Below are 23,136 nucleotides of genomic sequence, written 5' to 3' on the forward strand. Positions count from 1 at the left end.
GAAGCGCGCTCCATGCGCGCGACCGGCCTCACCGCCTCCTCACGCCCACGCGCTACCATCCGCGGCAACGCCGCCGAGGAAATCGCGCCATGGCCAACGAACACGCCACCAAGCTTGCCGTGCTGATCGACGCCGACAACGCGCAGCCCGCGATTGCGGAAGCGCTGCTGGCCGAGGTCGCCAAGTACGGCACCGCGCACGTGAAGCGCGCCTATGGCGACTGGACGTCCAATCACCTCAAGAGCTGGAAAGAGCAGTTGCTCACGCAATCCATCCAGCCCATGCAGCAATTCGGCTACACCAGTGGCAAGAACGCCACTGACTCGGCGATGATCATCGATGCGATGGACCTGCTGTACTCCGGTCGCTTCGACGGCTTCTGCATCGTCTCCAGCGACAGCGATTTCACCCGCCTCGCCGCGCGCATCCGCGAATCGGGACTGATCGTGTACGGCTTTGGCGAGCGCAAGACACCCGATCCCTTCGTGGCCGCCTGCGACAAGTTCATCTACACCGACATCCTGGTCGCCAAACCCGATGAGGAGCAGCCGCTCAAGCCACGCACCGCCGCGCAGCTCAAGCAGGACTCCAGCCTGGTGAACCTCCTGCGCAATGCGGTGGAAGCCGCCTCCGACGACGACGGCTGGGCCGCGCTGGGCGGCGTGGGTTCCATCGTCACCAAACAGCGCCCGAACTTCGACGCACGCAGCTACGGCTACAACAAGCTCAGCGAATTGATCGCGGCGACCACCCTGTTCGAGATCGACCGGCGCAGCCCGGGGGAAGGCCGGCCCAAGGTGATCTACGTACGCAACAAGACCAAGAAATCCCCTGCTCGTGATTGAGTTGCCTGCAACGCTGGAACAGGCGCTGCGTGGGCAGCAGGGCGGTGCGCTGTGCGTGGCCTACAGCGGCGGCCCCGACTCCACGGCCCTGTTACATGCGCTCGCCCAGCTGCCTTTGGCACAGGCGCGCGGCCTGCGCGCGCTGCATGTCGATCACGGCCTGCACCCGCAAAGCCACGCCTGGGCCGAACACTGCCGGCAGCTTGCCGGGGAATGGAGGGTGTCCTGCCTGGTCCTGCGCGTGGAAGTGGACCACGCCCGAGGGTACGGACTGGAAGCAGCGGCACGTGAGGCGCGTTACCGCGCCTTTGCGCTTTCGCTGCGTCCAGGTGAGCGCCTTCTGCTGGGCCATCACCGCGACGACCAGGCCGAAACCGTGCTGCTGAAGCTGCTGCGTGGCGCCGGCCCGGAAGGTCTGGGCGGCATGCGCCCGCAACGCCCGCTGGGGCAGGGCATGCTGTGGCGCCCGCTGCTCGACGTACCGCGCGACACGCTGCGCCGCTACGTGCGGGATCATCGACTGCCTTGCATCGAAGACCCCTCCAACGCCGACAGCCGCCTCTCGCGCAACTTTCTCCGTCACGAGGTGATGCCACGCCTGAGCCAGCATTGGCCGCAGGCGGTGGAATCGATCCTGCACAGCGCGCGCCTGAGCCGCGCCGCCGCCGATGCGTTGGAGCAGCAATGGCGCCCCGCCCTCACCGCGCTGCTCGACCCGGCCAGCGGCAGCCTGGACTCCGCCGGCTGGCTGGCCTTGCCACAGGCGCTGCGCCAGCCCTTGCTCGACGAATGGCTGCATGCGCGCGGCCTGCCCGCCCCGACCACGGCCCAGCGCGAACAGATCGAGCGGCAGTGCCTGGCGCGCGACGGCCAGCTGCCATGCATCCGCTGGGCCGGCGCGGAGCTGCACGTGTGGAAGGGCCGACTCTGGGCGCTGCCACCGCAACCGGTGATCGATCCGCAGTGGCAGTCATCGTGGCATGGCGAGCCGCTGCCCCTGCCCGATGGCGGCAGCCTGCTGCTGGAGCCGGCTGGACGGCTCGCCGAACCCCTGACGGTGCGCCTGCGCCAGGGCGGTGAACAGTTGCGGCCGGCCGGCGACGCCCACACCCGAGAGCTCCGCGACCTGTTCCAGCAGAGTGCCATGCCGCCGTGGCGACGCCTGGCCTGCCCCTTGCTCTACGCGGGCGAAGAGCTGGTCGGCGTCGGCGACCGTTGGCTCAGCGCCCGAGGCGCCAGCCTGTTCGGCCCCGCCCGTCCGCACTGGCAGCCCGCGTTCTAGCCACGCCACGCGCGCGGAGCACGGGTAAAGCGGTAACGACGCGGCGCGGCGGTCGCCCACAGGGTGGGCTCCTACAAAAGCGCCAGCCCTCCCCCTGTAGGAGCGCACCCTGTGCGCGAAAACCAACAGGGCGGCGACGGCGGAACCCGGATGGTTCCGCCTTGCCCGTCGAGTGGGGCTTTGAGCCCTCCACCGTCACCCACAGGGTGGGCGCGGCGGGGGTGCGTCGCACCGTCGGTGCGACCTTTTGGTCGCATTGGATTGATTCCGGTCGCCCCCTGCGCTAGCTTTGCGGGCCATGGCCAAGTCTGCTTCCGCCCCTGCCAGTCCCGCTCCCGCCGCCGATTTCGAACACTCGCTGGACGAACTCGAGCAGCTGGTGGCGCGTATGGAAGGCGGCGACCTGAGCCTCGATGAGTCCCTCGCCTCCTTCGAGCGCGGCATCGGCCTCTATCGCCACTGCCAGCAGGCATTGGAAAATGCCGAATTGCGTGTGCGACTGCTGCTCGACCCCGATGCCCCAGATACTGCCGAACCGTTTGAACCCGAGCTCTGAACTCGGCGCCGATCTCAAGTCCCTGATCGCCCGCGCCGAGGACGTGCTCGTCCGTTCCCTGCCGCCCGAAGACACCGCCCCCATCGAACTGCACCGCGCGATGCGCTACGCCGTGCTTGGCGGCGGCAAGCGCCTGCGCCCGCTGCTGGTGTACGCGGCCGGCCATGCGTTTGGCGAGGACGGCTCCCGTCTCGACGCCCCCGCCTGCGCGGTGGAGCTGATCCATGCCTATTCGCTGGTGCACGACGACCTGCCGGCGATGGACGATGACGACATGCGGCGCGGCCGCCCCACGTGCCACATCGTGTTCGGCGAGGCCATGGCCATCCTGGCCGGCGACGCGTTGCAGGCGCTTGCCTTCGAACTGCTGGCCCACGACGTGGAGCTGGGCGTTTCCCCGGCGCGCTGCGTGGAGATGCTGCGTGTGCTGGGCCGCGCCTGCGGTGCGGAAGGCATGGCCGGCGGACAGGCGCTCGACCTGGCGGCGGTCGGCCGCAAGCTGACGCTGGCCGAGCTGGAACACATGCATGCCTGCAAGACCGGCGCCCTGATCCGTGCCGCAGTGCGCCTGGGCGCACTGGCGGCGGGCGCACCGGACGAGGCGCTGGAGTCGCTCGACCGCTACGCCCATGCCGTGGGCCTGGCCTTCCAGGTGCGCGACGACATCCTCGACGTCGAGGGCGAATCGCAAGTGATTGGCAAGACCGTCGGCAAGGATGCGGCCGCCGACAAGCCCACCTTCCCTTCCATCATCGGCATGGCAGCCTCGCGCGAACACCTTGCGCGACTTACCGCCGACGCGCTGGAGGCCATCGCCCCGTTCGGCAGGCAAGGCATCCTGCTGGAAGAACTGGCTCGCTACGCGGCCGCCCGCCTGCGCTGAGGCCGACATACTCCCTTTCAGGCGTGCGGTGGGCCACCATCACGCCATCGGCATCTTGCGTGTCAACAACGATCGCATCGCAACGTTTTGCAGTGAGGTACCCCCCTCGCTTCGTTGCCCATGTCCCGATTCCTCTCCCTCCCGCGCCTGGCCGGCGCCTACGTTGCGCTTGGCCTGCTGCTTGCCACCACGGTCCTTGCCGCAACGCCACAGGCTCCTGACTTCAGTGGCGCCTGGCGCCTGGACGACCGCAACAGCGATACCCCGGCCACCCTGACGGCCGCCATGCGTGCCGAAGCGCGCAAGGAACAGCAGGCCAGCCTGCAGCAGCAGGCTCCCGCCTCTTCATCATCCAGTTCCACCCCACCCGGCGGCCGTCATGGCGGCGGCATGGGTGGTGGCGGCAGCGGCGGAGGCATGGGCCACGGTGGCGGCATGGGTGGCGGCGGAGGTATGGGCGGCGGCGGCATGGGTGGCGGCGGCATGGGCGGTGGTCACGGACGGCACGGGGGCGGCAACTCCGCCAGCAAGCCGGCCAACAGCGGGGACAAGGACCCGCTGGCCACGGCCACCTACCCGATGCCGCCGCTGCTGAACGTCGATTCGGTGCTGCTGGTGACCCAGGACGCGAAGACCTTCCAGGTGCGCCTGAACAATGGCGACCAGCTCACCGGCAAGCTCGACGGCCTGCCGCATCAGTCGCTCAACGGCAATGCGATGGTGCGCGGCCACGTCGACAACGGCCGCCTGACGGTGTCGATCCAGTACGCCGACGGCACCCAGCTGGACCAGACCTGGGCCATGTCGGCCGATGGCCAGCAACTGGTGGTCACCGGCGCCTGGAAGGTACCCACACTGCAGCAGCCGGTGAGCTTCAAGCGCACCTACGTGGGGCTGCACTGAGCCGGCGAGGGGCGGCATTGGCCGCCCCGGGTAGCGTCGCTACTTGATCAACCTCAGCGTGAACGGATAGCGGTAACGCACGCCTTCGTTCGCGCGGATGCCGGCGATGATGGTGAACACCAGCCAGGCCACCACCACCACGGTGCCGACCGGAATCGCGATCATCACGCCCAACCCCAGCGTGATCACCACCAGCACCTTCAATGCCAGCAGGATGATCGCCACGGTGATGTTGAAGTTGAGGGCTTCCTTGGCCTGGTCGTCGACGAAGGGCATGGTGTCCTTCTTCACCAGCCAGATCACCAACGGGCCGATGAAGCAGCCCCAGCCGAACCAGGTGCCGGTGATGATCAGGCCGATCAAAGCCGAGAGGTGGGCGAACAACGCCCATTGCCGCTGCTCGGCGGAAGGCGCGTCCGATGGCGGAACGGAGGAAGGGCCATTCGACGGCGGCGGTACGACGGACTCGGGCGGAACGCTCATGCGCACTTCTCCTGGTCGTAGAACCCTGATTTTCCTGCCGGCTTGTTCCTTTCCGTGCAGCCGGCGAGTTCGATCCTAGCAAGGACCCGCCGGATTTACCCCACAAGATCGGCTATTCGCCGGCGATGGTCATCTGCTCCAGCAGGATGGAGCCGGTGAGGATGTGCGAGCGCGGGTCCACGTCCGCGCCCACGGCCACGATGTTGGCGTACATGTCGCGCAGATTGGCCGCGATGGTGATTTCCTCCACCGGGTAGGCAATCTGGCCGTTCTCGACCCAGAAGCCCGCCGCGCCGCGCGAGTAGTCGCCAGTGATGGTGGACACGCCCTGCCCCATGACCTCGGTCACCAGCAGGCCGGTGCCCATGCGCCTGAGCATGCCGGCGAAATCGTCCTGTCCCGGCTCGACCAGCAGGTTGTGGATGCCGCCTGCGTTGCCGGTGGATTCCAGTCCCAGCTTGCGCGCCGAATAACTGCCCAACACGTAGCGCGCCAGCACGCCGTTCTCGATGAGGGAGCTGTCGCGGGTGGCCACGCCCTCGGCGTCGAACGCGCCCGAGCCCTGGCCGCGCATCAGGAACGGACGCTCCACGATGTTCATCCACGAGGGCATGACCTGCTTGCCCGCGTGATCGAGCAGGAAGCTCGCGCGGCGATACAGCGCACCGCCGCTCACCGCGCCCACCAGGTGGCCGACCAGCCCGCGCGCCACTTCCGGCGAGAACAGCACCGGGCACTGGCGCGTGGACAGGCGCTGTGCGCCCATGCGCGACAGCGTGCGCTGCGCCGCCTTGTCACCCAGTGCCTGGGCGCTCATGAAATCCCCGGCAGCGCGCACGCTGTCGTACCAGTAGTCGCGCTGCATGCCATCCTCGTCACCGGCAATCAGCGACAGCGACAGCGAGTGGCGGGTACCGCGCTCGCGTCCCAGGAAGCCGTGCGAGTTGGCGTAGACGGCCAGGCTCTCGCCCATCTGCACGCCGGCGCCATCGGAATTGGTGATGCCCGCGTGAGCGCGGCCGGCATCCTCGATGGCCTTGCCCAGGGCGATGGCCCCGGCGGTGTCGATGCGCCAGGGGTGCCACAGGTCCAGTTCCGGGAATTCCGTGGCCATACGGGAAGCATCCGCCAGGCCGGCCGCCGGGTCTTCCTCGGTGTAGCGGGCGATGGCGCAGGCCTGCTCCAGGGTGGCCTGGATCGAGTCCGGGTTGAGGTCGGCGGTGCTGGCCGAACCCTTGCGCTGGCCGAAATACACGGTCAGTCCGAAGCCGCGGTCCCGCGTGTGCTCGACCGTCTCCACCTCGCCCAGCCGGACGTTCACGTTCAGGCCCGTGTCGATGCTGGCGGCCACCTCGGCTTGGCTGGCACCGGCCGCGCGGGCCCGGCGGATCACATCCTCGGCCAGTTGGGCCAATCGATCGAGCTCTTCGAGGCTGCGGTCCTGGGTGGGGGCAAGTTCGGTCACGCGTGAATTCCTGCAGGCAAGCGGGTAACGGGTAGAATACGCGGTCCTACCCGCGCAACCCCACGACATGGGGGTGGCCCGGCCGTTTTGCAAAGAGCGTCCACGGAGAACGCCATGTCACCGACAGCCGGCATCTACCGTCACTACAAGGGCCAGCGTTACCGCGTGCTGGGTACGGCCCGGCACAGCGAGACAATGGAAGAGGTGGTGGTCTACCAGGCGCTCTATGGCGACTTCGGCCTGTGGGTGCGCCCCGCCACCATGTTCTGCGAAACCGTGGAGCTGGATGGCGAGCCGATCCCGCGCTTTGCGCTGGAGCAAGCCGAACCCACCCCGTTCGATGGCCACGCCGCGTCCCACTGACGCCTGGCCGACCTGCTGGAAGACCCCGAGTGAACCGCAACTACACCCACGATTCCGAACACGACTACGGCCCTACCCGCACGCAGCAGCGCCGCGACGCGCTGGCGGTGCTGGCGCTGGCCAACCAACTGGTCGAACTGCCCGCCAGCAAGCTGGCACGGCTGGAGCTGCCCGAGGACGTGCTGCGCGAGATCGCCAATACGCGCCGCATCACCGCGCATATCGCGCGCAAGCGCCAGCTGCAGTTCCTGGCCAAGGTGATGCGCCGCCACGACACCGAGGTATTCGACGGCGTGCGCGCCGCCCTGGGTGAAAACCGCGAGCGCCAGCGCCAGGAGACCGCTGCCATGCATCGCATGGAGGCCACGCGCGAGCGCCTGCTGACCGACACCGATGCGGTGATGGGCGAGTTGATCGAGCGGTATCCGAACATCGACCGCCAGCACCTGCGTTCGCTGGTACGCCAGGCCAAGGCCGAGAAGGATGCCAACAAGCCGCCGCGCGCCTACCGCGAGATCTACCAGTTGCTCAAGGAGCTGGCCTCGGGCGCTGCGGATACCGCCGCAGATGCGGGTGAGCCCGAAGGCTCCGAGATCACCGAAGACTGAGGATCGACCGGTCGCGCACAGGGTGCGCTCCTACACGGGCTTCGTTGTAGGAGCGCACCCTGTGCGCGACCCAGGCCCCTCACTTCACCGGCCTGAACCGCCTGCAGCCATCCCCCGGCGACACCCAGCAGTCATGCACGAGGCACAAGCGGCTGTTCGCGACGGTAGCGCCGTGGGCCGAACCCAGCGACGCCCACCCTGGCAAGGCCTTTTCCAGCGCGTGCCGCTCATCCAGGCGGTGGCGGCACTCGCTGCAGCGGCCCTGCCTCTCGCGCCCTGCGTCAGGCATGGCCGCGATGCTCATCCACCCAGCCCGTTCCAGTAATGGGCGAACACGTGCACCGACAGCACGTAGCCGATCACGATGTTCACCGCCACGCCTGCGGTGAAGGCCAGCAACGGCTTCCAGCCAGTAGCCGTGAGCGAGCGCAGCCGCGTGGTGAGGCCGATGCTGAGGAAGCAGAAGGTGAAGGCCCAGGTGCGCAGTGTGCTGATCGGCGCCACCAGGTCCGGCGTGACGATCTTGCGGTAATCGGCCAGCGAGTAATGGCTGGCGATCCAGGTGACCAGGGCCGAGGCCAGCACGAAGCCGATCACGAACTTGGGAAAGCGTGCCCAGATCTCGCGCGCATCGGCCTTGGCCTCCACGCCGCCTTCGTAGTTCCAGCGGGTGGTGGCGACCCAGGCCAGGGTGAATGCCCAGATGCCGATCCAGATGTCGCGGCCCCCCACCTTCATGAGGGTAAACGCCTGTACCGCCGCATCCGGCGCGCCGGCAATGGCGCCACCGGCGTTGCGCGCCGCATCGCCATAGGCCTGCGCCGCGGCGATGCCGGCGGCATCGGCGAACTCGGAGGTGCCGATCCACGCACCGGCCACCGCAGTAGACAGGCCAAGCGCACGCGAGGCCAGCGGCAGCACGAAGATCATCACGATCGCCCACACCACCACCAGGGTGATCGCCATCGAGGTCTGCTCACGCCGCGCTCGCACTGCACCGCCTGCGGCGATCGCGGCCGACACGCCACACACCGCGCCGCCGACACCAAGCACCGCGGCGAAACGCTTGTCCAGGCCCAGCGCCTTGCCGGTGAGGAAGATCGTGAAGAATGTCGCCAAGGACACGATGGTCGCCTGTCCCACCGCCACCGGGCCGGCCCAGAACAGCAGGGTCAGCGGCAACGTCGCGCCCAGCAGCACGATGCCCAACTTGATGTAGAACTCCACGCGCAGGCCGGACTGGAACCACTCCGGCAAGGTGAACACGTTCGACACCAGCAGCCCAAGCACGAGCGCAATCAGCGGCGCCTCGAGGTTGTAGCGCGAGGCCTGGGTCCATGCCGACACGTTGAAGATCAACAGCGAGGCGACGAACAGGATCAGGAAGCTGGGCAGGAAGCGGGCCAGCGACTGTCCCAGTACCGCCAACGCCGTACCGAACAGCAGCGCAAAGGCGGCGAACAGCGCCAGGTAATTCGGCCAGTGGCCGGCCAGCGCCAGCCCGGCCTCGGCCAGCGTCGTCCACTTGGCCGGCGCCACCGCCAGCCACTTCAGGCTGCTGCCGCTGGCGAACAACGCCCAGGCCACCACGATGACCAGCAGGCCGATCCATACCGACCACCAGTCTTCATTGGAAAAGATCCCCGTACGCGGCGCACGCACCTCGGCGCCATCGGCTGGCCGCGCCCCGACCGGCAGCACGCGCGTGACTTCACTCATGACCTCGCCCCTCGTCGCAAGCAACCCAGATTCAGACATCCAGACGTCCGGACCGATTCATGCCGGACAGCCATCCGCAAGCTCCACTGTCCCCCTGCACGAGGCCATGGCGAAATGAGCTTTCGTTCTATGCATATGCCCGTGCGACGGAAACCGTCACATGCGCGGGCCACGGGAGCCTGCGGCCACACGGCAAGAGGCCCGCTCAAGGCGGGCCCCGGGAACTCGACTGGCGGCAGGCGCGGAGCTTACGAGGCCGTGCCACCCACCGTCATCGCGTCCACCTTGAGCGTCGGCTGGCCCACGCCCACCGGCACGCTCTGGCCGTCCTTGCCGCATACGCCCACGCCTTCGTCGAGCGCCAGGTCGTTGCCGATCATCGACACCCGGTTGAGCACTTCCGGACCGGCGCCGATCAGGGTGGCGCCCTTCACCGGGCGGGTGATCCGGCCGTCCTCGATGAGGTAGGCCTCGCTGGCGGAGAACACGAACTTGCCGTTGGTGATGTCCACCTGGCCGCCACCGAAGTTCACCGCGTAAAGGCCCTTCTTCACTGAGCGGATGATTTCTTCCGGCGCGTGCTGGCCGGCCAGCATGTAGGTGTTGGTCATGCGCGGCATCGGCAGCTGCGCGAACGACTCGCGGCGGCCGTTACCGGTCGGCGCCATGCCCATCAGGCGCGCGTTGAGCTTGTCCTGCATGTAGCCCTTGAGGATGCCATCCTCGATCAGGGTGGTGCACTCGGTCGGCGTGCCTTCGTCGTCCACGCTGAGCGAGCCGCGGCGACCGACCAGGGTGCCGTCGTCGACCACGGTGACGCCCGGCGCGGCGACGCGCTGGCCGATGCGGCCGGCGAAGGCTGAGCTGCCCTTGCGATTGAAGTCGCCTTCCAGGCCATGGCCGATGGCCTCGTGCAGCAGCACGCCGGGCCAGCCGGGACCGAGCACCACCGGCATGCTGCCGGCCGGCGCGTCGACCGCATCGAGGTTCACCAGCGCCTGGCGCACCGCCTCGTCGGCGAAGGCCATGGCGCGGCCGTTGTCGATCAGCTCGCGATAGCCGTAGCGACCACCGCCGCCAGCGCTGCCCTGCTCGCGGCGACCGCTCTGCTCGGCGATGACCTGCACGTTCAAGCGCACCAGCGGGCGCACGTCGGCCGCGAGAGTGCCATCGGACGCTGCCACCAGCACGGTATCCATGGTGGCGGCCAGGCTCACGATCACTTGCTTGATGCGCGGATCGCGCGAACGCGCATAAGCGTCCACCTCACGCAACAGGGCGATCTTGTCGGGATTGGGCAGGCTTTCCACCGGATCGATGGCCGGATACAGCTGGCGGGCGCCATGCAGCGCCAGCGGCTTGCCGGCGCCATTGCCGCCCTGGGCAATGGCACGTGCAGCCTTGGAGGCATCCAGCAGCTGCGGCAGCACGATTTCGTCGGAATAGGCGAAGCCGGTCTTTTCGCCGCTGATGGCGCGCACGCCTACGCCCTGCTCGATGGAGTGGCTGCCGTCCTTGACGATGCCCTCTTCCAGCAGCCAGGACTCGCTGCGCGAGTGCTGGAAATACAGGTCGGCGGCGTCGATCGACGGCCCCATCAGCTGGTTGAACACACGGTCGAGGTCGGTGGCGGCCAGGCCACCGGGGGCCAGCAGGCGGCGTTCAGCCAGCGCGATCAGGGAATCCATGGAGTCTCGTCGTGTAAAAGGTTGAATTTTAGCAAGTTGGGGGCCGTCGCCGCCGGTTTAAAGGTCACGAGGCCGCAGCTCCCTGGCCTGGGTAGTCGCGCGGGCAACGCATCGTCGCGCCGCTGCTGCGACAGCCATCCGCCCGACGCGTGAACTCAACGGGCGCTGCTGCTGGCGGGAGCCGGCGCGCCAGCATCGCCGGTCAGCGGCGACTCGACCGGCACGTCCTTCTTCTCGATCAGGGTGATCACCGGTTTGTCCCAGCTGCCGGTGATCTTGTAACGGGCGCTGGCAGCATGGTTGATGCCCTTGCCAAGGATGCCCTGCGCGACAAATCCGGCCGCGATGCCGATCGGGCCGCCCACCACCGCGCCCACCACCGGCAGGCTGTTGCCGGCATGCGGCACGGCCAGCACCTGCAGGTCGTAATCCTTGGCACGCACGCCGGTGCGCCCCTTGATGGAGATCTCCGCGGCGGGACTGCGGATCTGCAGGTTGTCGGTGTTCGCGTTGCCATCGCCCAGCTTGAAGTCGCCGGTGATGGCGTCAAAGGCCAGGCCCTTGCTGAAGACGTCGCCGAAGTCAAACGAGAGGCGCCTCGGCAGTTCGAGCACCGATACCAGTCCGAACAGGCGCGCCACGCCGGGCGTGACCTCGGGCATGCGGCCATCGGTGATGTTGATGGTGAGCTTGCCGTCCATGTTGCCCAGCTCCATCGCCGACGGTGCGCCGGGCCAGGTGGCATCGAGCTGGGAGCGCACCTTGCCGCCGGCCAGCAGCCCCTCGTAACCGAAGGCGCTGAGCATGTCCCCCATGTTCTCGGCCGCGAAGTCGATGCGCATGTGCGAATGGCTGTCGCCAGCGGTGCCATTCCAGTCGCCGGTACCGTTGATCTGGACTCCACGCGACAACGTGCGCAACTGATCGATGTGCATGCCGCGATCGGTGGGCCAGGTCTCCAGGCGGGCGTCGCCCAGCTTGGAATCGCCGAAGCGCAGGTCGCTCACCCACAGGTGGAACGGCGGCAATGCGGAAGGCGTGATGCCGGTGGCCGCAGGATTCACGACCGCCGCCCCGGCAGCGGCCACCGAGCCAGGCGATGCTGCCGATGCCGCTTGCGCTGCCCCGCTGCTGTCGGCGTCACCCGCCTTCTTGGGTGGAGGCACCACGTCCTTGGGCCAATACAAGCGTTGCAGGCGAGCCGTGACGCCACGCTTGCCCAGATCGGCCAGCGGAATCGCAAAGCGACCTGCCAGCGCGGCGCTGTCCACGTCGACCGTAAGACCATCGCTGGCCGTCGTGGCCAACAGGTGCATGTTCGCAAACGGATGGCCAAACACCATGGCCTGATCCGCGGTGACGTCGATGCTCTCCAGTCCTGGGCCGCTCCCGCTGCTGCCCGATGCGGCGTACTGCACCCAACCGGTGACATCGAGCTTGGCCGCCCGCCCACGCACACGGATGCCACGGTCAGGCAGCGTGTCGGGGGGCTTGGTGCCGAAGGCAAAGGTGGCGGCAAACGGCTGGCTTTCGTTCTGCGGCAGGCGCATGCGTGCACGCACCACCTGCCCCACCGCCAGCTGCACCTCGCTGCCATTCATCGGCAGATTCATGTCCAGGTGCAACGGCAGGCTGGCATCGGCCGATTTCTTCATCGGCACCGGGAAATCCAGCGCCATGCCGGCCAGGCTGGAATCCACGCTCAGCTGCTGGGTGGTGGCTGCCGAGGCACCGGTATGCACGATGCCGAAGCCGATGTTGAAGTCCGCGCGTCCGTCGGCCACCTGGTTGAGCCAGTCCAGCTCCTTGTAGCCCTGGGTCAGCTCGCCCATGCTGTAGCGCCCGCTCAGCTTGGCCGACAGCAGCGTATCGGCCTGGCCAGTGGCTCCTGCGATGGCCAGATCCAGCTTGGACGGCTGGCCGCGGAAGCTGGTGTCCAAGGGACCTGCGTGGAAACCGGCCTTGTCGAACGTGGCCGGCCCGGTCAGCTTGTCGAGCTTGAGGTTCCATTCCGGCGCATTGAAGTCCACGCCCTTGAGTTGCGCCCGGCCATCCAGCAGGAAGTGCGGCATGTCGGCCACCGGCAGCGACAGGTGGAAGTCGAAGCTTCCGGTACCGCCCAGGTTGAGCTTGGACAACACGTCGGCCTGGTGCATGCCGATCGGGCTCTTGCGCACGAATTCCAGCATGCTCGCGCCGGTGCCGCTGCCGCTGACGTTGAGGTCCAGCACCGTGTGGCCCAGTTCGGGAATCAGCGCCACCGCGTGCTCGACCTTGTTGCCGAGCGACTCGCCGGCGCTGGCCTCGACCAGCATGCCGCCATTGATGAAGTTGGCCACCGCCGTGACGTTCTGCGCGATCGGCCAGTCCTTGCCGTATTCGAGCTGCAGCCCGCTGATCTCGCCGCGCGCTTCGAAGCGCCCCTCGTTGGCATGGAACGGCCAATCCTTGAGGTCGCCACGCACCAGTACGTCGGCGTGATCGAGCTGGCCGCCGGCCAGCGCCTGGTCCAGCCACTGAACGGCGGGAGCCGGCATCGAGTCGATCGGCCAGAACAGCTTGGCCGCCACCACGTCGGCGTGCATCACCGTGGCGTACAGGTCCAGGAACGGGCGACCGCCGGCATCGGGCAGCGCCACTTCGCCACGCGCCTGTCCGCCAAAACCGGTGCCTTCGAAGGTGAAGGTGTCGGTGCCGATATGCCAGGCGTCGGCGTCATGCCAGAACGCCACATCGCCGCCCAGGCGAGGCATCACGAACGGCTCGCGGAACGTATGCGGGAAGCGCACAACCGTGGCCTGCACCGGCAGCGACAGCACCATGGCCTCCGCATCCCCGCGCAGCTCGCCCTGCAGGCCATCGACGCCGGGCAACTTGCCGGCGGGATCGATCGCCAGGCCCTTGAACGCCACGTCCAGGCCCTGCAGGCCGTCGGCGTGATCCCAGTGCAGCTGCGCCAGGGCGATCTCGCCACGCGGCTTGCCCGAACCCACCCATTGCGCCAGCGCCGGCGACATCTGGGGCTTGAGCGCCAGCAGCGGCACCAGCGGCCCCAGTTGCAGGTTGCGCACGGCGGCATCGACGCGCGCCTGGTCGGTGCCCATGCCCTGCAGGCGCGCCACCACGGCGCCGCCATCATCGTCCGCCCAGCGCAGCGTGTAGCCGTCGTCGCCAATGGCGAGCTCGGCCATGCCATCCAGCGCAGGCACCTGCGCCGTCACGCCATCGGGATTGCCGATCGCCAACTGCTGCAGGTGGAAGCGGGTGAGGTTGCGCACGACCTTGGCGTTCTTCCAGTCGAGCCACGACTGGAAGGATCCACTGCCACTTTCGGCCGTATAGCCGCCCATATCGATGCCGGCGGACATGGCGTGCAGGTCCAGGTCGGTGCCCCCGATCCACAGCTTGCCGTCCGATCCGTCGTCGCTGAAATTGCCGGCGCCGCGCAGCACGCCGGGGGCGCCTTCACGCCGCAGCAACGCACCCACGCGGATGCGTCGTCCCTGACGGCTCAACCGCAGCTGGTCGGCCAGCAGGGTGTAATGGCGATCCAGCCGCTGGTCGGTGATGTCCAGGCGCGTGTCGCGCAGCCACAGGCCCACCGACAGTTGCCCGAACGCCGGTGTCTGCCTCTCCTGGCCGCCAGCAAGGCCGATGCCGTTGATGTGCCAGGTGCCATCGGTATCCCGGCTGAGGTCGAGCTGCAGGCCGCGTGCGCGCAGGTTGAGCAGATGCCGGCTGGGCAGCAGCCAGCCGCCGAAATCCAGCTTGAGCTCGGCCTCGGGGATGCGCAGCGGCGGTTGGCCGTCGCTGGCGCCGATGGTCATGCCGCGCATCACGAACAACGGGCCGGCAGGCTGCCAGCGGCCCTCCAGCGAATCGAACGTCACCGGCCGCTGCAGGCGCTGCCCCAACTGCTCAGCCACCCACTGCGGGTGCTGCGCCAGCGTCGGCAACAACAACTGCGCAAGCGCCATCAGCACGGCCAGTGAAATCACGGCCACGCCCACCACCCAGGCCAGGGCCCGGGAGGTCAGATGCATGCGCTTGAGCCAGGGGGCGTTCACGGCCTGCTCACGCCAAGGCCCGCCCGGCGGCGGAGCGCCGCAGGCGCCTACAACAAGACCACATCGAACTGTTCCTGCGAATAATGCTCTTCAGCCTGGAAGCGTATGCTTTTGGAGATGAACTCTTCCAATTCGGCAACGGCCGACGATTCTTCCTCAAGGATGCGGCCCACCACCTTGGGGCTGGCCATCACCAGCAGTTTTTCGGTGTTGAACTGGCGCACGGCGCGGGTGATCTCGCGGAAGATCTCGTAGGTCACCGTCTCGGCGGTTTTCACGGTGCCGCGCCCGCCGCAGGCCGGACAGGGCTCGCACAACTGCCGCTCCAGGCTCTCGGTGGTGCGCTTGCGGGTCATTTCGACCAGGCCCAGCGCCGACATAGGATAGACCGTGGTCTTGGCGTGATCGCGCAGCAGGCCCTTCTCGAGCATGCGCAGCACCTGGCGCCGGTGCTCCTCGTCGGTCATGTCGATGAAGTCGATGATGATGATGCCCCCCAGGTTACGTAGCCGCAGCTGGCGCGCCGCAGCCTGCGCCGCCTCCAGATTCGTGCGGTAAACGGTTTCCTCGAGATTTCGCGTACCGACATAGCCGCCGGTATTCACGTCGATGGTGGTCATCGCCTCGGTCTGGTCGACGATCAGGTAACCGCCCGACTTCAGCGGCACCTCCTTCTTCAGCGCGCGCTGGATCTCGTCCTCCACGCCGTAGAGGTCGAAGATGGGCCGTTCGCCGCTGTAGTGCTCGATGCGGTCATCGAGATGCGGCATGAACTTGTGCACGAACTTCACGACCTTCTCGAAGGTCTCGCGCGAATCCACGCGCACCTTCTCGATGTCGTCGTTGAGCATGTCGCGCAAGCTGCGCAGCGGCAGCGAAAGTTCCTCGTACACGCGCTCGCCGACCTTGGCCTTGGCGATGTTCTCCTGCACCACCCGCCATACCTTGCCCAGGTAGGTGACGTCGAAGGCCAGCGACTCGGCGGTCTGCCCTTCCGCATTGGTGCGCACGATGTAGCCCAGCGGGTTCTCGCCAATGAGCGCGTTCAATACGTCCTTGAGCCGTTGGCGCTCGGCCTCCTCCTCGATGCGGGCGGAAATGCCCAGCGTCTTGGCGTGCGGCAGCAGCACCAGGTAGCGCGAGGGAATCGAGAGGTGGGTGGACAGGCGCGCACCCTTGGTACCGATCGGGTCCTTGACCACCTGCACCACGATCTCCTGGCCTTCGTGCACCAGCTCGCTGATCGAAGGCACATGGCCATTGCCGTTGGTCGGCACCTCGGAGCCATCGGCCGACGCGGGCAGCGGCGGGCGCAGGATGTCCGAGGCATGCAGGAAGGCCGCCCGCTCCAGGCCGATGTCCACGAACACCGCCTGCATGCCGGGCATCACCCGCTGCACCCGGCCCTTGTACACATTGCCCACATAGCCGCGCTTGGAAGCCCGCTCCACGTGCACTTCCTGCAACATGCCGTTCTCCACTACGCCGACGCGGGTCTCGCGTGGAGTCACGTTGATCAGGATTTCTTCGCTCACCGGGCACTCCCTTGATGGGCGATCTTTATAGCGGCAGTACGCGCACACTGTCGATGCGTAGCGTTGCCGGCCCTTGGCCTTTTCGGTGTTGTCGCCAACTGGCGCGCACATTCACGCAAGTTCGCAACATTTTGTGTACCGAACGGTGTTTCATTGGGGCAGCCTGCCCCCAGCCGCTATGCTGTGCCCGATGCGCGATCCGATCCTGCCCGACCTGCTGCAACCCGGCCTCGCACTGGTGTTTTGCGGTACGGCCGCAGGCCGCCGCTCGGCCGAAGAACAGGCGTACTACGCACATCCCGGCAACCTGTTCTGGCGAGCCCTGCACGCCGTCAGTCTGACACCCCGCTTGCTTGCTCCGGCGGAGTACCCGTTGCTGCCGACGCTGGGCATCGGCCTCACCGACCTGGCCAAGCACCACATGGGCAACGACGACGAACTGCCGCGCGATGCCTTCGACGTGGCAGCCCTGCAGCAACGCATCCGCCATCATGCGCCCCGGCTGCTGGCCTTTACCAGCAAGGCAGCGGCCCGCGCCGCACTGGGCCGCCAGGCGGACTACGGCCTGCAGCCGGAGCGGATCGGCGACACGCCATTGTTCGTGCTGCCCTCACCATCCGGGCAAGCGCGGGGACACTGGGACCTTGCGCCCTGGATGGCGCTGGCCCGGGCCGTGAAAGGCGACTAGCCGCCTGGGATCGCGCCAGCCGCGTAGGCCGCCAGCGCCTGTGCCAGGTGATCGAACAGGCTGCGCACGGCCAGGCTCGGGCGCAGGTCTTCGTGCATCACTACCCAGGTATCCAGCGGCACCGCCACCTCGTCGGCCAGCAGCCGCACCATCTGCGGCTGGTCGCGCAGCAGGTTCACCTGGGCCACGCCGATGCCATAGCCCGATCGGACTGCCGCCAGCGCAGCCAGATCGCTGTCCGTACGCAGCGCGAAGTGCTCGCGGGTGAACGGCAACCCGGCGGGCCGCAGGCGGCGCATGTACGGCATTTCGGTGTCGAAGCCGATCAGCGTGTGCCGGGCCAGCTCTGCCAGCGAAGTGGGCACGCCATGCACGTCCAGGTAGCGCCGATGGGCGAACAGGCCAAGCTCCACCGTGGCCACGTGTCTTGCCACCAGTGCGTCCTGGGTGGGTCGGACCATGCGCACGGCAAGGTCGGCGTCGCGCCGCAGCAGGTCGGCCGGCTGGTTGGACAGCACCAGCTCGATCACGATGCCCGCATGACGCTGGCGGAACGCGCTCAGGATGGGCGGCAGTACCTCGGCCCCGATCACCTCGCTGGCGGTGAGCCGTACCGTCCCGCTGGGCTGCCCCTGCCCGGCCGAGGCCACCCGTTGCAGCGCCGCCGAAGCCGAAGCCATGGCCTGCGCGTGCGGCACCAGTTCCAGCGCGATGGCCGTGGGCGCCAGTCCCTGCGGGGAGCGTGCAAACAGCGCAACGCCCAGCGAGGCCTCCAGTTCCCGCATGTGCCGGCCCAGGCTGGGCTGGGTCATGTCCAGCGCGCGAGCCGCGGCCGAGAGGCTGCCTTCCCGCATCACGGCGAGAAAGGACCGGTAGAGCTCCCAGCTGGGGTGGGCGTCAGCCATGCATATTTGTATAGCAGACCTTCAGCCATCGGCAATTTTCTTTGAGCTGCCGGACTCGCATGCTGGCGTCCTCTTTAATGGAGGCCTCGCCATGTCCCATCCACGCCTTGCCCTGGTTGTCGGTGCCCACGGTGGTATCGGCCACGAAGCCTGCCTCGCCCTGTCGCGCCACGGCTGGCGCGTTCGCGCCCTGGTACGCCATCCACCCGCCGCACCGGCGGATACCCGGGTCGAATGGCAAATCGGCGATGCCCTGCGCCTGCCGGACGTACTGCGTGCCGCCGAGGGCGTCGAGCTGATCGTGCATGCCGTCAATCCGCCCGGCTACCGGAGCTGGGACAAGGTGGTGCTGCCCATGCTCGACCACAGCATCGCCGCCGCGCGGGCGAACCATGCCCGCATCATGCTGCCGGGGACCATCTACAACTTCGGCGCCGATGCCTTTCCGCTGCTGGACGAACGCTCGCCCCAGCATCCGCCCACCCGCAAGGGCGAGATCCGCGCCGAGATGGAGCGCCGGCTGCGGGCCGCCGGCGAAGAAGGCGTTCGTAGCCTTGTCCTGCGTTGCGGCGACTTTTTCGGGCCACGTGCCGGCAACAACTGGTTCGCCCAGGGAGTGCTTCAAGCCGGCCGACCGGTGCAGGGCATCCGCTATCCCGGCGACTACGCCATCGGCCACAGCTGGGCCTACCTGCCGGACGTGGCCGAGGCGATGGCACGCCTGCTCGAGCATGAGGATGCTCTCGCCGACATCGAGACCTTCCATTTCGGCGGCTACTGGCTGGATGGCCACGCCATGCTCGCGGCCATCCGGCGCGCCAGCGGCAACCCTCGGGCCAGGGCCGGCCGATTCCCGTGGTGGCTGGCGCAACTTGCCACCCCCTTCCACGAGACCCTGCGCGAGCTTTGCCGCATGCGTTACCTGTGGCGCGAGCCGATCCGGCTGGACGACGGCAAGCTGCGCGCGCTGCTTGGCGATGCGCTGTACACCCCGCTCGACGAAGCCGTACGCGCGGCGTTGCAGGGTGCAGGCTGCCTGCCCACCCCGCTCAGTCGATCGGCGTGTGCCGGTACTTGATCACGTCGCGCTCCTGCACCAGCGAAGCCTGGTTGGACCACGACTGGCGGATGTAGGTGACCACCGCCGCCACATCGCCGTCGCTCAGCTGCTGGGCGAACGGGGGCATCGAATAAGGACGCGGGTTGCCTGCGGTAACCGGCGCAAAACCACCCAGCAACACTACGCGGACCGCGTTGATGCCGCTGGGTTCGTTCACCGACGAATTGCCGTTCAACGGCGGATACACGCCCGCCACGCCATTGCCGTCCTTGCCGTGGCAATCGGCGCAACGCTCCGCGTACACCTTGGCGCCCTGCGCGAGGATCGGCCGGGTATCCAGCGGCGAACTGTCAGCCACCGCCGGCGCACGCGCCGGCAGCGATTGCAGGTAGGCGGCTATCGCCCGCAGGTCGTCGTCGTGCAGGTGCTGGGTACTCCGCGCCACCACCTCGGCCATCGGCCCGAACGCGGTGCCGCGCGCGGAGCGGCCGGTCTTGAGCAGGTCCACGATGTCCTGCGCCGTCCAGCCGGCAAGCCCGCCATGGGCTTGCGTGCTCAGGTCCGGCGCATACCAGTTCTGCGCCGGAATCTGCCCGCCGGCCAAGGCCGGCTTGCTCTGCGAACCACCGAGCGAATCGCGCGACGCATGGCATTCGTTGCAATGCCCCAGGCCCTGCACGAGATAGGCCCCGCGATTCCACTCCGCCGTGCGCGACGGGTCGGGCTGGTATTCGCCCTCCTGGAAATACAGGGCACGCCAGGCCTTGAGGCTGCTGCGCACGCTGTAGGGAAAGGACAGCCCGGGTGCCACCGGCGCCTGCCGCACCGGCGCCAGCGATTGCAGGTAGGCAAAGATCGCCAGTACGTCGTCGCGGGTGACCTTGGTGAAGCTGGTATAGGAGAACACCGGATACAGCAGCTCTCCGTGGCGTCCCTTGCCGCTATGCAAGGCCTGCCAGAAATCCTCGAAACTCCATTCGCCCAGCCCGGTGGCGCGATCGGGCGTGATATTGGGCGCCGTGATGTTGCCGAACGGCGTGGGCAGCACGCGGCCACCCGCATAGCGCTGGCCACCCTGCACGGTATGGCACGAGGCGCAATCTCCGGCCTGGGTGAGGTACTCGCCCTTTGCGATCAGCGCCGGATCCTTCAGCGTGGCCGCGCTGACCCGGCTGGCCGACGGCGCAACCGGCGCGCGAGTGCCATCGCGCAACACCCACCATCCGGCCAGCGCGAGCAGGATTACGGCCACGAGCCAAAGCGCACGCTTCATGCGCCTCCCTCCTTATTGCCCAGCACGCCGCAATGCAACGGCGGCGTCACGCTGCCGGCCGCCTGCGCATGCATGTCCGCGGGCAACTCGCGACTGGCAAGCCAGCCCGATACCGCGCTGATATCCGAGTCGCTCAGGCGGTTGGCGATCTCGGCCATGCAATCGGGCGCGACGGTGGCTCGCGTCTTTGTTCGCCACGAGCCGAGCTGGGAGCTGATGTAGTCGTACGGCAGCCCCACCAGGCCCGGAATGTCCGGCTGCACGCCGGTTAGCTGGCCGCCGTGACAGGCGACGCAGGGAGGGATCTGCCGCGAGACATCGCCCCGGGTCACCAGGGTTTCGCCACGACGCAGCACCTCGGCCGACAGGCGCGGCAACGGCGAGCGACCGTAGGGAACCTCCTGCGCTGCGAAGTACTCGGCGATCTCGTGCATATACGCCGGGCTCAGCTGGCGCGTCATGTATTCCATCGGCGCGTACTTGCGCAGGCCGTCCTGGAAGTCCTTCAGCTGGCGCGCCAGGTAGCCGGCAGGCTTGCCCGCCAGACGGGGGAAGAAGCCGCTCTCCGGCGTGCCTTCGCCGTGGGCGCCGTGGCAGGCGGTGCATGCGGCAATGCGCTGCTGCAAGGTATCGGGAATGGTCGGATGCGCCGCGTCCTGCGCGCTCACTCCGCCACCGGCATCCAGGGTAGCCAGCAGCGCGCACGTACCGATCACGCGCATGGCCCGCCACAGCATCGCTGAAAGTCCTTTCATGACGTCCCCGGCCTACGCATATGGGCGCACCGGGCCTGTCCACGGCCCGGTCATCGCAGCCCCGATTATAGGCAGCGGCCCCGTGCCAACCAGGCTGGAACCTCCGCCGCCGTCATTTCGCGACATCATGCCGCAGCAACTTGCGCGCCCGGGTTGCAGTCCAGCCATGACTGCGAACCGGTTCAACCGCTAAGCAGACACCACGCGAGACAGCGGAGCGTGCAGCTTCATCGAGGGCTCGGTACGCAAGGCATCGTGCAGCAACAGGCTGACGCCAAGCTGCGTCTCGTCGCCATGCTCGTGCACCAGGCCACCGTAGATGAGCGCACGTTCGCGGATCGTGGTCATGCCCTGCCCGTTGGTGCCAAGGAGCGACACGATCTGGCGCCATTCCGGCACGGAGCGCCCTCGCTGCGTGACGGCGACACGCATGCCGCGCAGTCGCAGCACCACCCAGCGACGCCCGCGCGTGTGGCCGCCACGGATATGCACGTGGACGTGTCGCAGGGGCTCGCGTGCGAGCAGGTACACCAGCACCTCGCACGCCTGGCGGTACAGCATCATGTGGACATCCGGAGCAAGCTCGCGCAGGCCACTGCCACTGAGTTCACACCGATAGCTGGCACCGGCCAGCGAGGCCGCCTGCGCCAGCGGCCCTTCCTCGAACGTGGCGGCGAGTCCCTGCTCACGCCACGTGCGCGGATGCAACGCGTTGGCCAGGCGGTGCATTTCCATCTGGGTGAGGTCGATGTGGCGCGCATAGGTGTCGCCCACGCTCTCCGGCAATACCGGCCGCAGGCGCTCGATCATCCGCCGTTGTCCGTCCCGCATGGACTGGCCTAGCCGCTCCAGCGATTCGGCCACCTGGCGCAACCGCTGTTCTTCCTGGTAGAGCCCTTGCTGCGCCAACTGGAAGCCACGCAACGCCAGCTCATCCTCCCGAGCCGACCGCGCCGCGGGCGATGCGTCGCTGCGCGCCAGTCGGGCGCCCAGCATCAACAAGCTGGAAACGGCAAAAGCGATCAGCGTCTGGGCCTGGATCACCGCAGGATCGCGCACTGCTGTCACCGTGAGCTCCACCGCCACACTGGCCAACGCGCCGGCGATCGCCGCGCCCCGCCAGCCATGGCGCAAGGTCATCCACACCACCGGCAGGAACATGGCCATACGGGCGACTTCGACCAGCTCGCCATATTCCGTCCGGGATGCGAGCCACGCCAGCAGCGACAAGGGCGGCAGCACCCCGGTGAGCGTGTCCCGGATGAACGCCTGCCCCCGCGTTCCCGCCAGTCCCGCCCGCCACCGAAAACCCTGCCATGCCGCGAGGGCGGCGGGCGCGACGGTTAAGGTGCCCAGATAGCAGCCCAGGAAATAGGTCAGCACGACATGCATCGTGATTTCGGGTGCCGCCTGCCCGGGCGGCATCCGCATCAAAGACAGCGACAGGGTGCTGGCCAGTGCCGTAACCACCGCGCCAACCAGGATGAAAACCATCAGCGCCGGGATATTCACCTCACCACGGGACATCAACGGCATCCGCCGCCGGCACCAGGCAAACGGCGGCGCGCACAACAGGGCTGCCGGCCCCGCCAGTGTGCAGGCCCATAGCGTGCCGAAGCGCTCATGATTCAACCAGCCTTGCCAGCCCATCGGCAGGGCTTCGCCCACCATCACGGAGGGCCAGTATCGATAGGGCAACAGCGCCAGGCACAACACGCGCAGGCCTGCCTGCAGACTCCAGTGGGATACGGAAACATCGCGCAGCAGGCTGTAGCAGATGGCATAAGCCACCGTGACGGCAACCTGCCTGAACACCGCACCCGCCCACCCCTGCCTCCATGCGTCTCTCATTCCGTTCCTTGCCGCCCGCATCGACTACAACCCCTGTTTGGATCGCGCCTCAGGCTGGCCCCATAAGTCGTAGCCAAAACTGTTCACGCGTTCGCCATTCTCGCAGGAAACTTCGCCGGATATTCATCTGCCGCTCATCATTCAGACAAGTCAGTCTCGCGTCAGCTTGAGCCGGCGAAAACAAAAAAGCCCGGCCTGGGCCGGGCT

19 protein-coding genes are annotated in these 23,136 nt (G+C 67.8%); 9 read left to right on the forward strand and 10 right to left on the reverse strand.

Going from position 1 to position 23,136, the window contains the following annotated elements; translation table 11 throughout:
- Positions 1-89 precede the first annotated feature (89 nt).
- The 5 genes from DVU99_RS08600 to DVU99_RS08620 all read left to right on the forward strand — a co-directional run bounded on the left by DVU99_RS08600 (position 90) and on the right by DVU99_RS08620 (position 4,469).
- A complete protein-coding gene (locus tag DVU99_RS08600) occupies positions 90-845 on the forward strand; it encodes an NYN domain-containing protein (protein WP_114239819.1) in 756 nt (251 codons plus the stop codon).
- Positions 838-2,127: a tRNA lysidine(34) synthetase TilS gene (gene tilS / locus DVU99_RS08605; protein WP_232823522.1), complete on the forward strand. Its 1,290-nt coding sequence runs from the start codon at positions 838-840 to the stop codon at positions 2,125-2,127. The genes DVU99_RS08600 and tilS overlap by 8 nt, the downstream gene beginning before the upstream one ends.
- A gap of 298 nt (positions 2,128-2,425) precedes the next feature.
- A complete protein-coding gene (locus DVU99_RS08610) occupies positions 2,426-2,683 on the forward strand; it encodes an exodeoxyribonuclease VII small subunit (RefSeq protein WP_114239820.1) in 258 nt (85 codons plus the stop codon).
- Entirely contained in the window at positions 2,667-3,566 is a 900-nt protein-coding gene (locus tag DVU99_RS08615) for a polyprenyl synthetase family protein (protein WP_114239821.1), read from the forward strand. The genes DVU99_RS08610 and DVU99_RS08615 overlap by 17 nt, the downstream gene beginning before the upstream one ends.
- Before the next feature lie 120 nt (positions 3,567-3,686).
- The gene (locus DVU99_RS08620; RefSeq protein WP_114239822.1) at positions 3,687-4,469 is read left to right on the forward strand and encodes a hypothetical protein; all 783 of its coding nucleotides are present in this window, start codon (positions 3,687-3,689) and stop codon (positions 4,467-4,469) included.
- 39 nt (positions 4,470-4,508) lie between these two features.
- On the opposite strand, the gene DVU99_RS08625 is transcribed toward DVU99_RS08620, so the two are convergent.
- Positions 4,509-4,952 (reverse strand): DUF4870 domain-containing protein, encoded by a 444-nt coding sequence (locus DVU99_RS08625; protein ID WP_114239823.1) that lies wholly within the window; start codon positions 4,950-4,952, stop codon positions 4,509-4,511.
- A 112-nt stretch (positions 4,953-5,064) separates the two neighbouring features.
- Positions 5,065-6,417 carry a metalloprotease PmbA gene (pmbA, locus tag DVU99_RS08630; protein ID WP_114239824.1) on the reverse strand — a complete coding sequence of 451 codons (1,353 nt, stop codon included), beginning with the start codon at positions 6,415-6,417 and terminating at the stop codon, positions 5,065-5,067.
- Positions 6,418-6,531: 114 nt separating this feature from the next.
- Here pmbA and DVU99_RS08635 point away from each other — a divergent pair, with 114 nt between their 5' ends.
- Both DVU99_RS08635 and yjgA read left to right on the forward strand, forming a co-directional pair.
- Positions 6,532-6,780 (forward strand): DUF1653 domain-containing protein, encoded by a 249-nt coding sequence (locus DVU99_RS08635; protein WP_114239825.1) that lies wholly within the window; start codon positions 6,532-6,534, stop codon positions 6,778-6,780.
- Between the two features lie 29 nt (positions 6,781-6,809).
- Positions 6,810-7,388, forward strand: coding sequence for a ribosome biogenesis factor YjgA (gene yjgA / locus DVU99_RS08640; protein WP_114239826.1), 579 nt, complete (start codon positions 6,810-6,812; stop codon positions 7,386-7,388).
- Positions 7,389-7,688: 300 nt separating this feature from the next.
- Here the strand turns inward: yjgA and DVU99_RS08650 are convergent, their stop codons facing one another.
- From DVU99_RS08650 to rng, 4 genes are all read right to left on the reverse strand, one after another.
- The gene (locus tag DVU99_RS08650) at positions 7,689-9,107 is read right to left on the reverse strand and encodes a YeiH family protein (RefSeq protein WP_114239828.1); all 1,419 of its coding nucleotides are present in this window, start codon (positions 9,105-9,107) and stop codon (positions 7,689-7,691) included.
- 248 nt (positions 9,108-9,355) lie between these two features.
- Positions 9,356-10,795, reverse strand: coding sequence for a metalloprotease TldD (gene tldD, locus DVU99_RS08655; protein WP_114239829.1), 1,440 nt, complete (start codon positions 10,793-10,795; stop codon positions 9,356-9,358).
- 155 nt (positions 10,796-10,950) lie between these two features.
- Entirely contained in the window at positions 10,951-14,862 is a 3,912-nt protein-coding gene (locus DVU99_RS08660; protein WP_232823523.1) for a YhdP family protein, read from the reverse strand.
- A gap of 47 nt (positions 14,863-14,909) precedes the next feature.
- Positions 14,910-16,397: a ribonuclease G gene (rng, locus tag DVU99_RS08665; RefSeq protein ID WP_114239831.1), complete on the reverse strand. Its 1,488-nt coding sequence runs from the start codon at positions 16,395-16,397 to the stop codon at positions 14,910-14,912.
- A gap of 190 nt (positions 16,398-16,587) precedes the next feature.
- Here rng and DVU99_RS08670 point away from each other — a divergent pair, with 190 nt between their 5' ends.
- Complete coding sequence (locus DVU99_RS08670) at positions 16,588-17,085, forward strand: mismatch-specific DNA-glycosylase (RefSeq protein ID WP_232823524.1); 498 nt, start codon at positions 16,588-16,590, stop codon at positions 17,083-17,085.
- Here DVU99_RS08670 and DVU99_RS08675 read toward each other — a convergent pair.
- Positions 17,082-17,990, reverse strand: a complete 909-nt coding sequence (locus tag DVU99_RS08675) for a LysR family transcriptional regulator (protein WP_114239833.1) — start codon at positions 17,988-17,990, stop codon at positions 17,082-17,084. The two genes, DVU99_RS08670 and DVU99_RS08675, sit on opposite strands and share 4 nt — an antisense overlap.
- A 91-nt stretch (positions 17,991-18,081) precedes the next feature.
- On the opposite strand from DVU99_RS08675, the gene DVU99_RS08680 reads away from it, so the two are divergent.
- Entirely contained in the window at positions 18,082-19,068 is a 987-nt protein-coding gene (locus DVU99_RS08680) for an NAD-dependent epimerase/dehydratase family protein (RefSeq protein WP_114239834.1), read from the forward strand.
- Here the strand turns inward: DVU99_RS08680 and DVU99_RS08685 are convergent.
- The 3 genes from DVU99_RS08685 to DVU99_RS08695 all read right to left on the reverse strand — a co-directional run bounded on the left by DVU99_RS08685 (position 19,040) and on the right by DVU99_RS08695 (position 22,893).
- On the reverse strand, positions 19,040-20,323 hold the full coding sequence (locus DVU99_RS08685; protein WP_114239835.1) for a cytochrome c: 1,284 nt from the start codon (positions 20,321-20,323) through the stop codon (positions 19,040-19,042). The two genes, DVU99_RS08680 and DVU99_RS08685, sit on opposite strands and share 29 nt — an antisense overlap.
- Positions 20,320-21,078: a c-type cytochrome gene (locus DVU99_RS08690; RefSeq protein WP_232823525.1), complete on the reverse strand. Its 759-nt coding sequence runs from the start codon at positions 21,076-21,078 to the stop codon at positions 20,320-20,322. Before DVU99_RS08690 ends, DVU99_RS08685 begins: the two co-directional genes overlap by 4 nt.
- 189 nt (positions 21,079-21,267) lie before the next feature.
- Positions 21,268-22,893, reverse strand: coding sequence for an MASE1 domain-containing protein (locus DVU99_RS08695; protein ID WP_232823526.1), 1,626 nt, complete (start codon positions 22,891-22,893; stop codon positions 21,268-21,270).
- Between the last annotated feature and the right edge of the window lie 243 nt (positions 22,894-23,136).

Origin of the sequence: Dyella sp. C9 (assembly GCF_003332825.1) — a bacterium.
Classification (GTDB): domain Bacteria; phylum Pseudomonadota; class Gammaproteobacteria; order Xanthomonadales; family Rhodanobacteraceae; genus Dyella.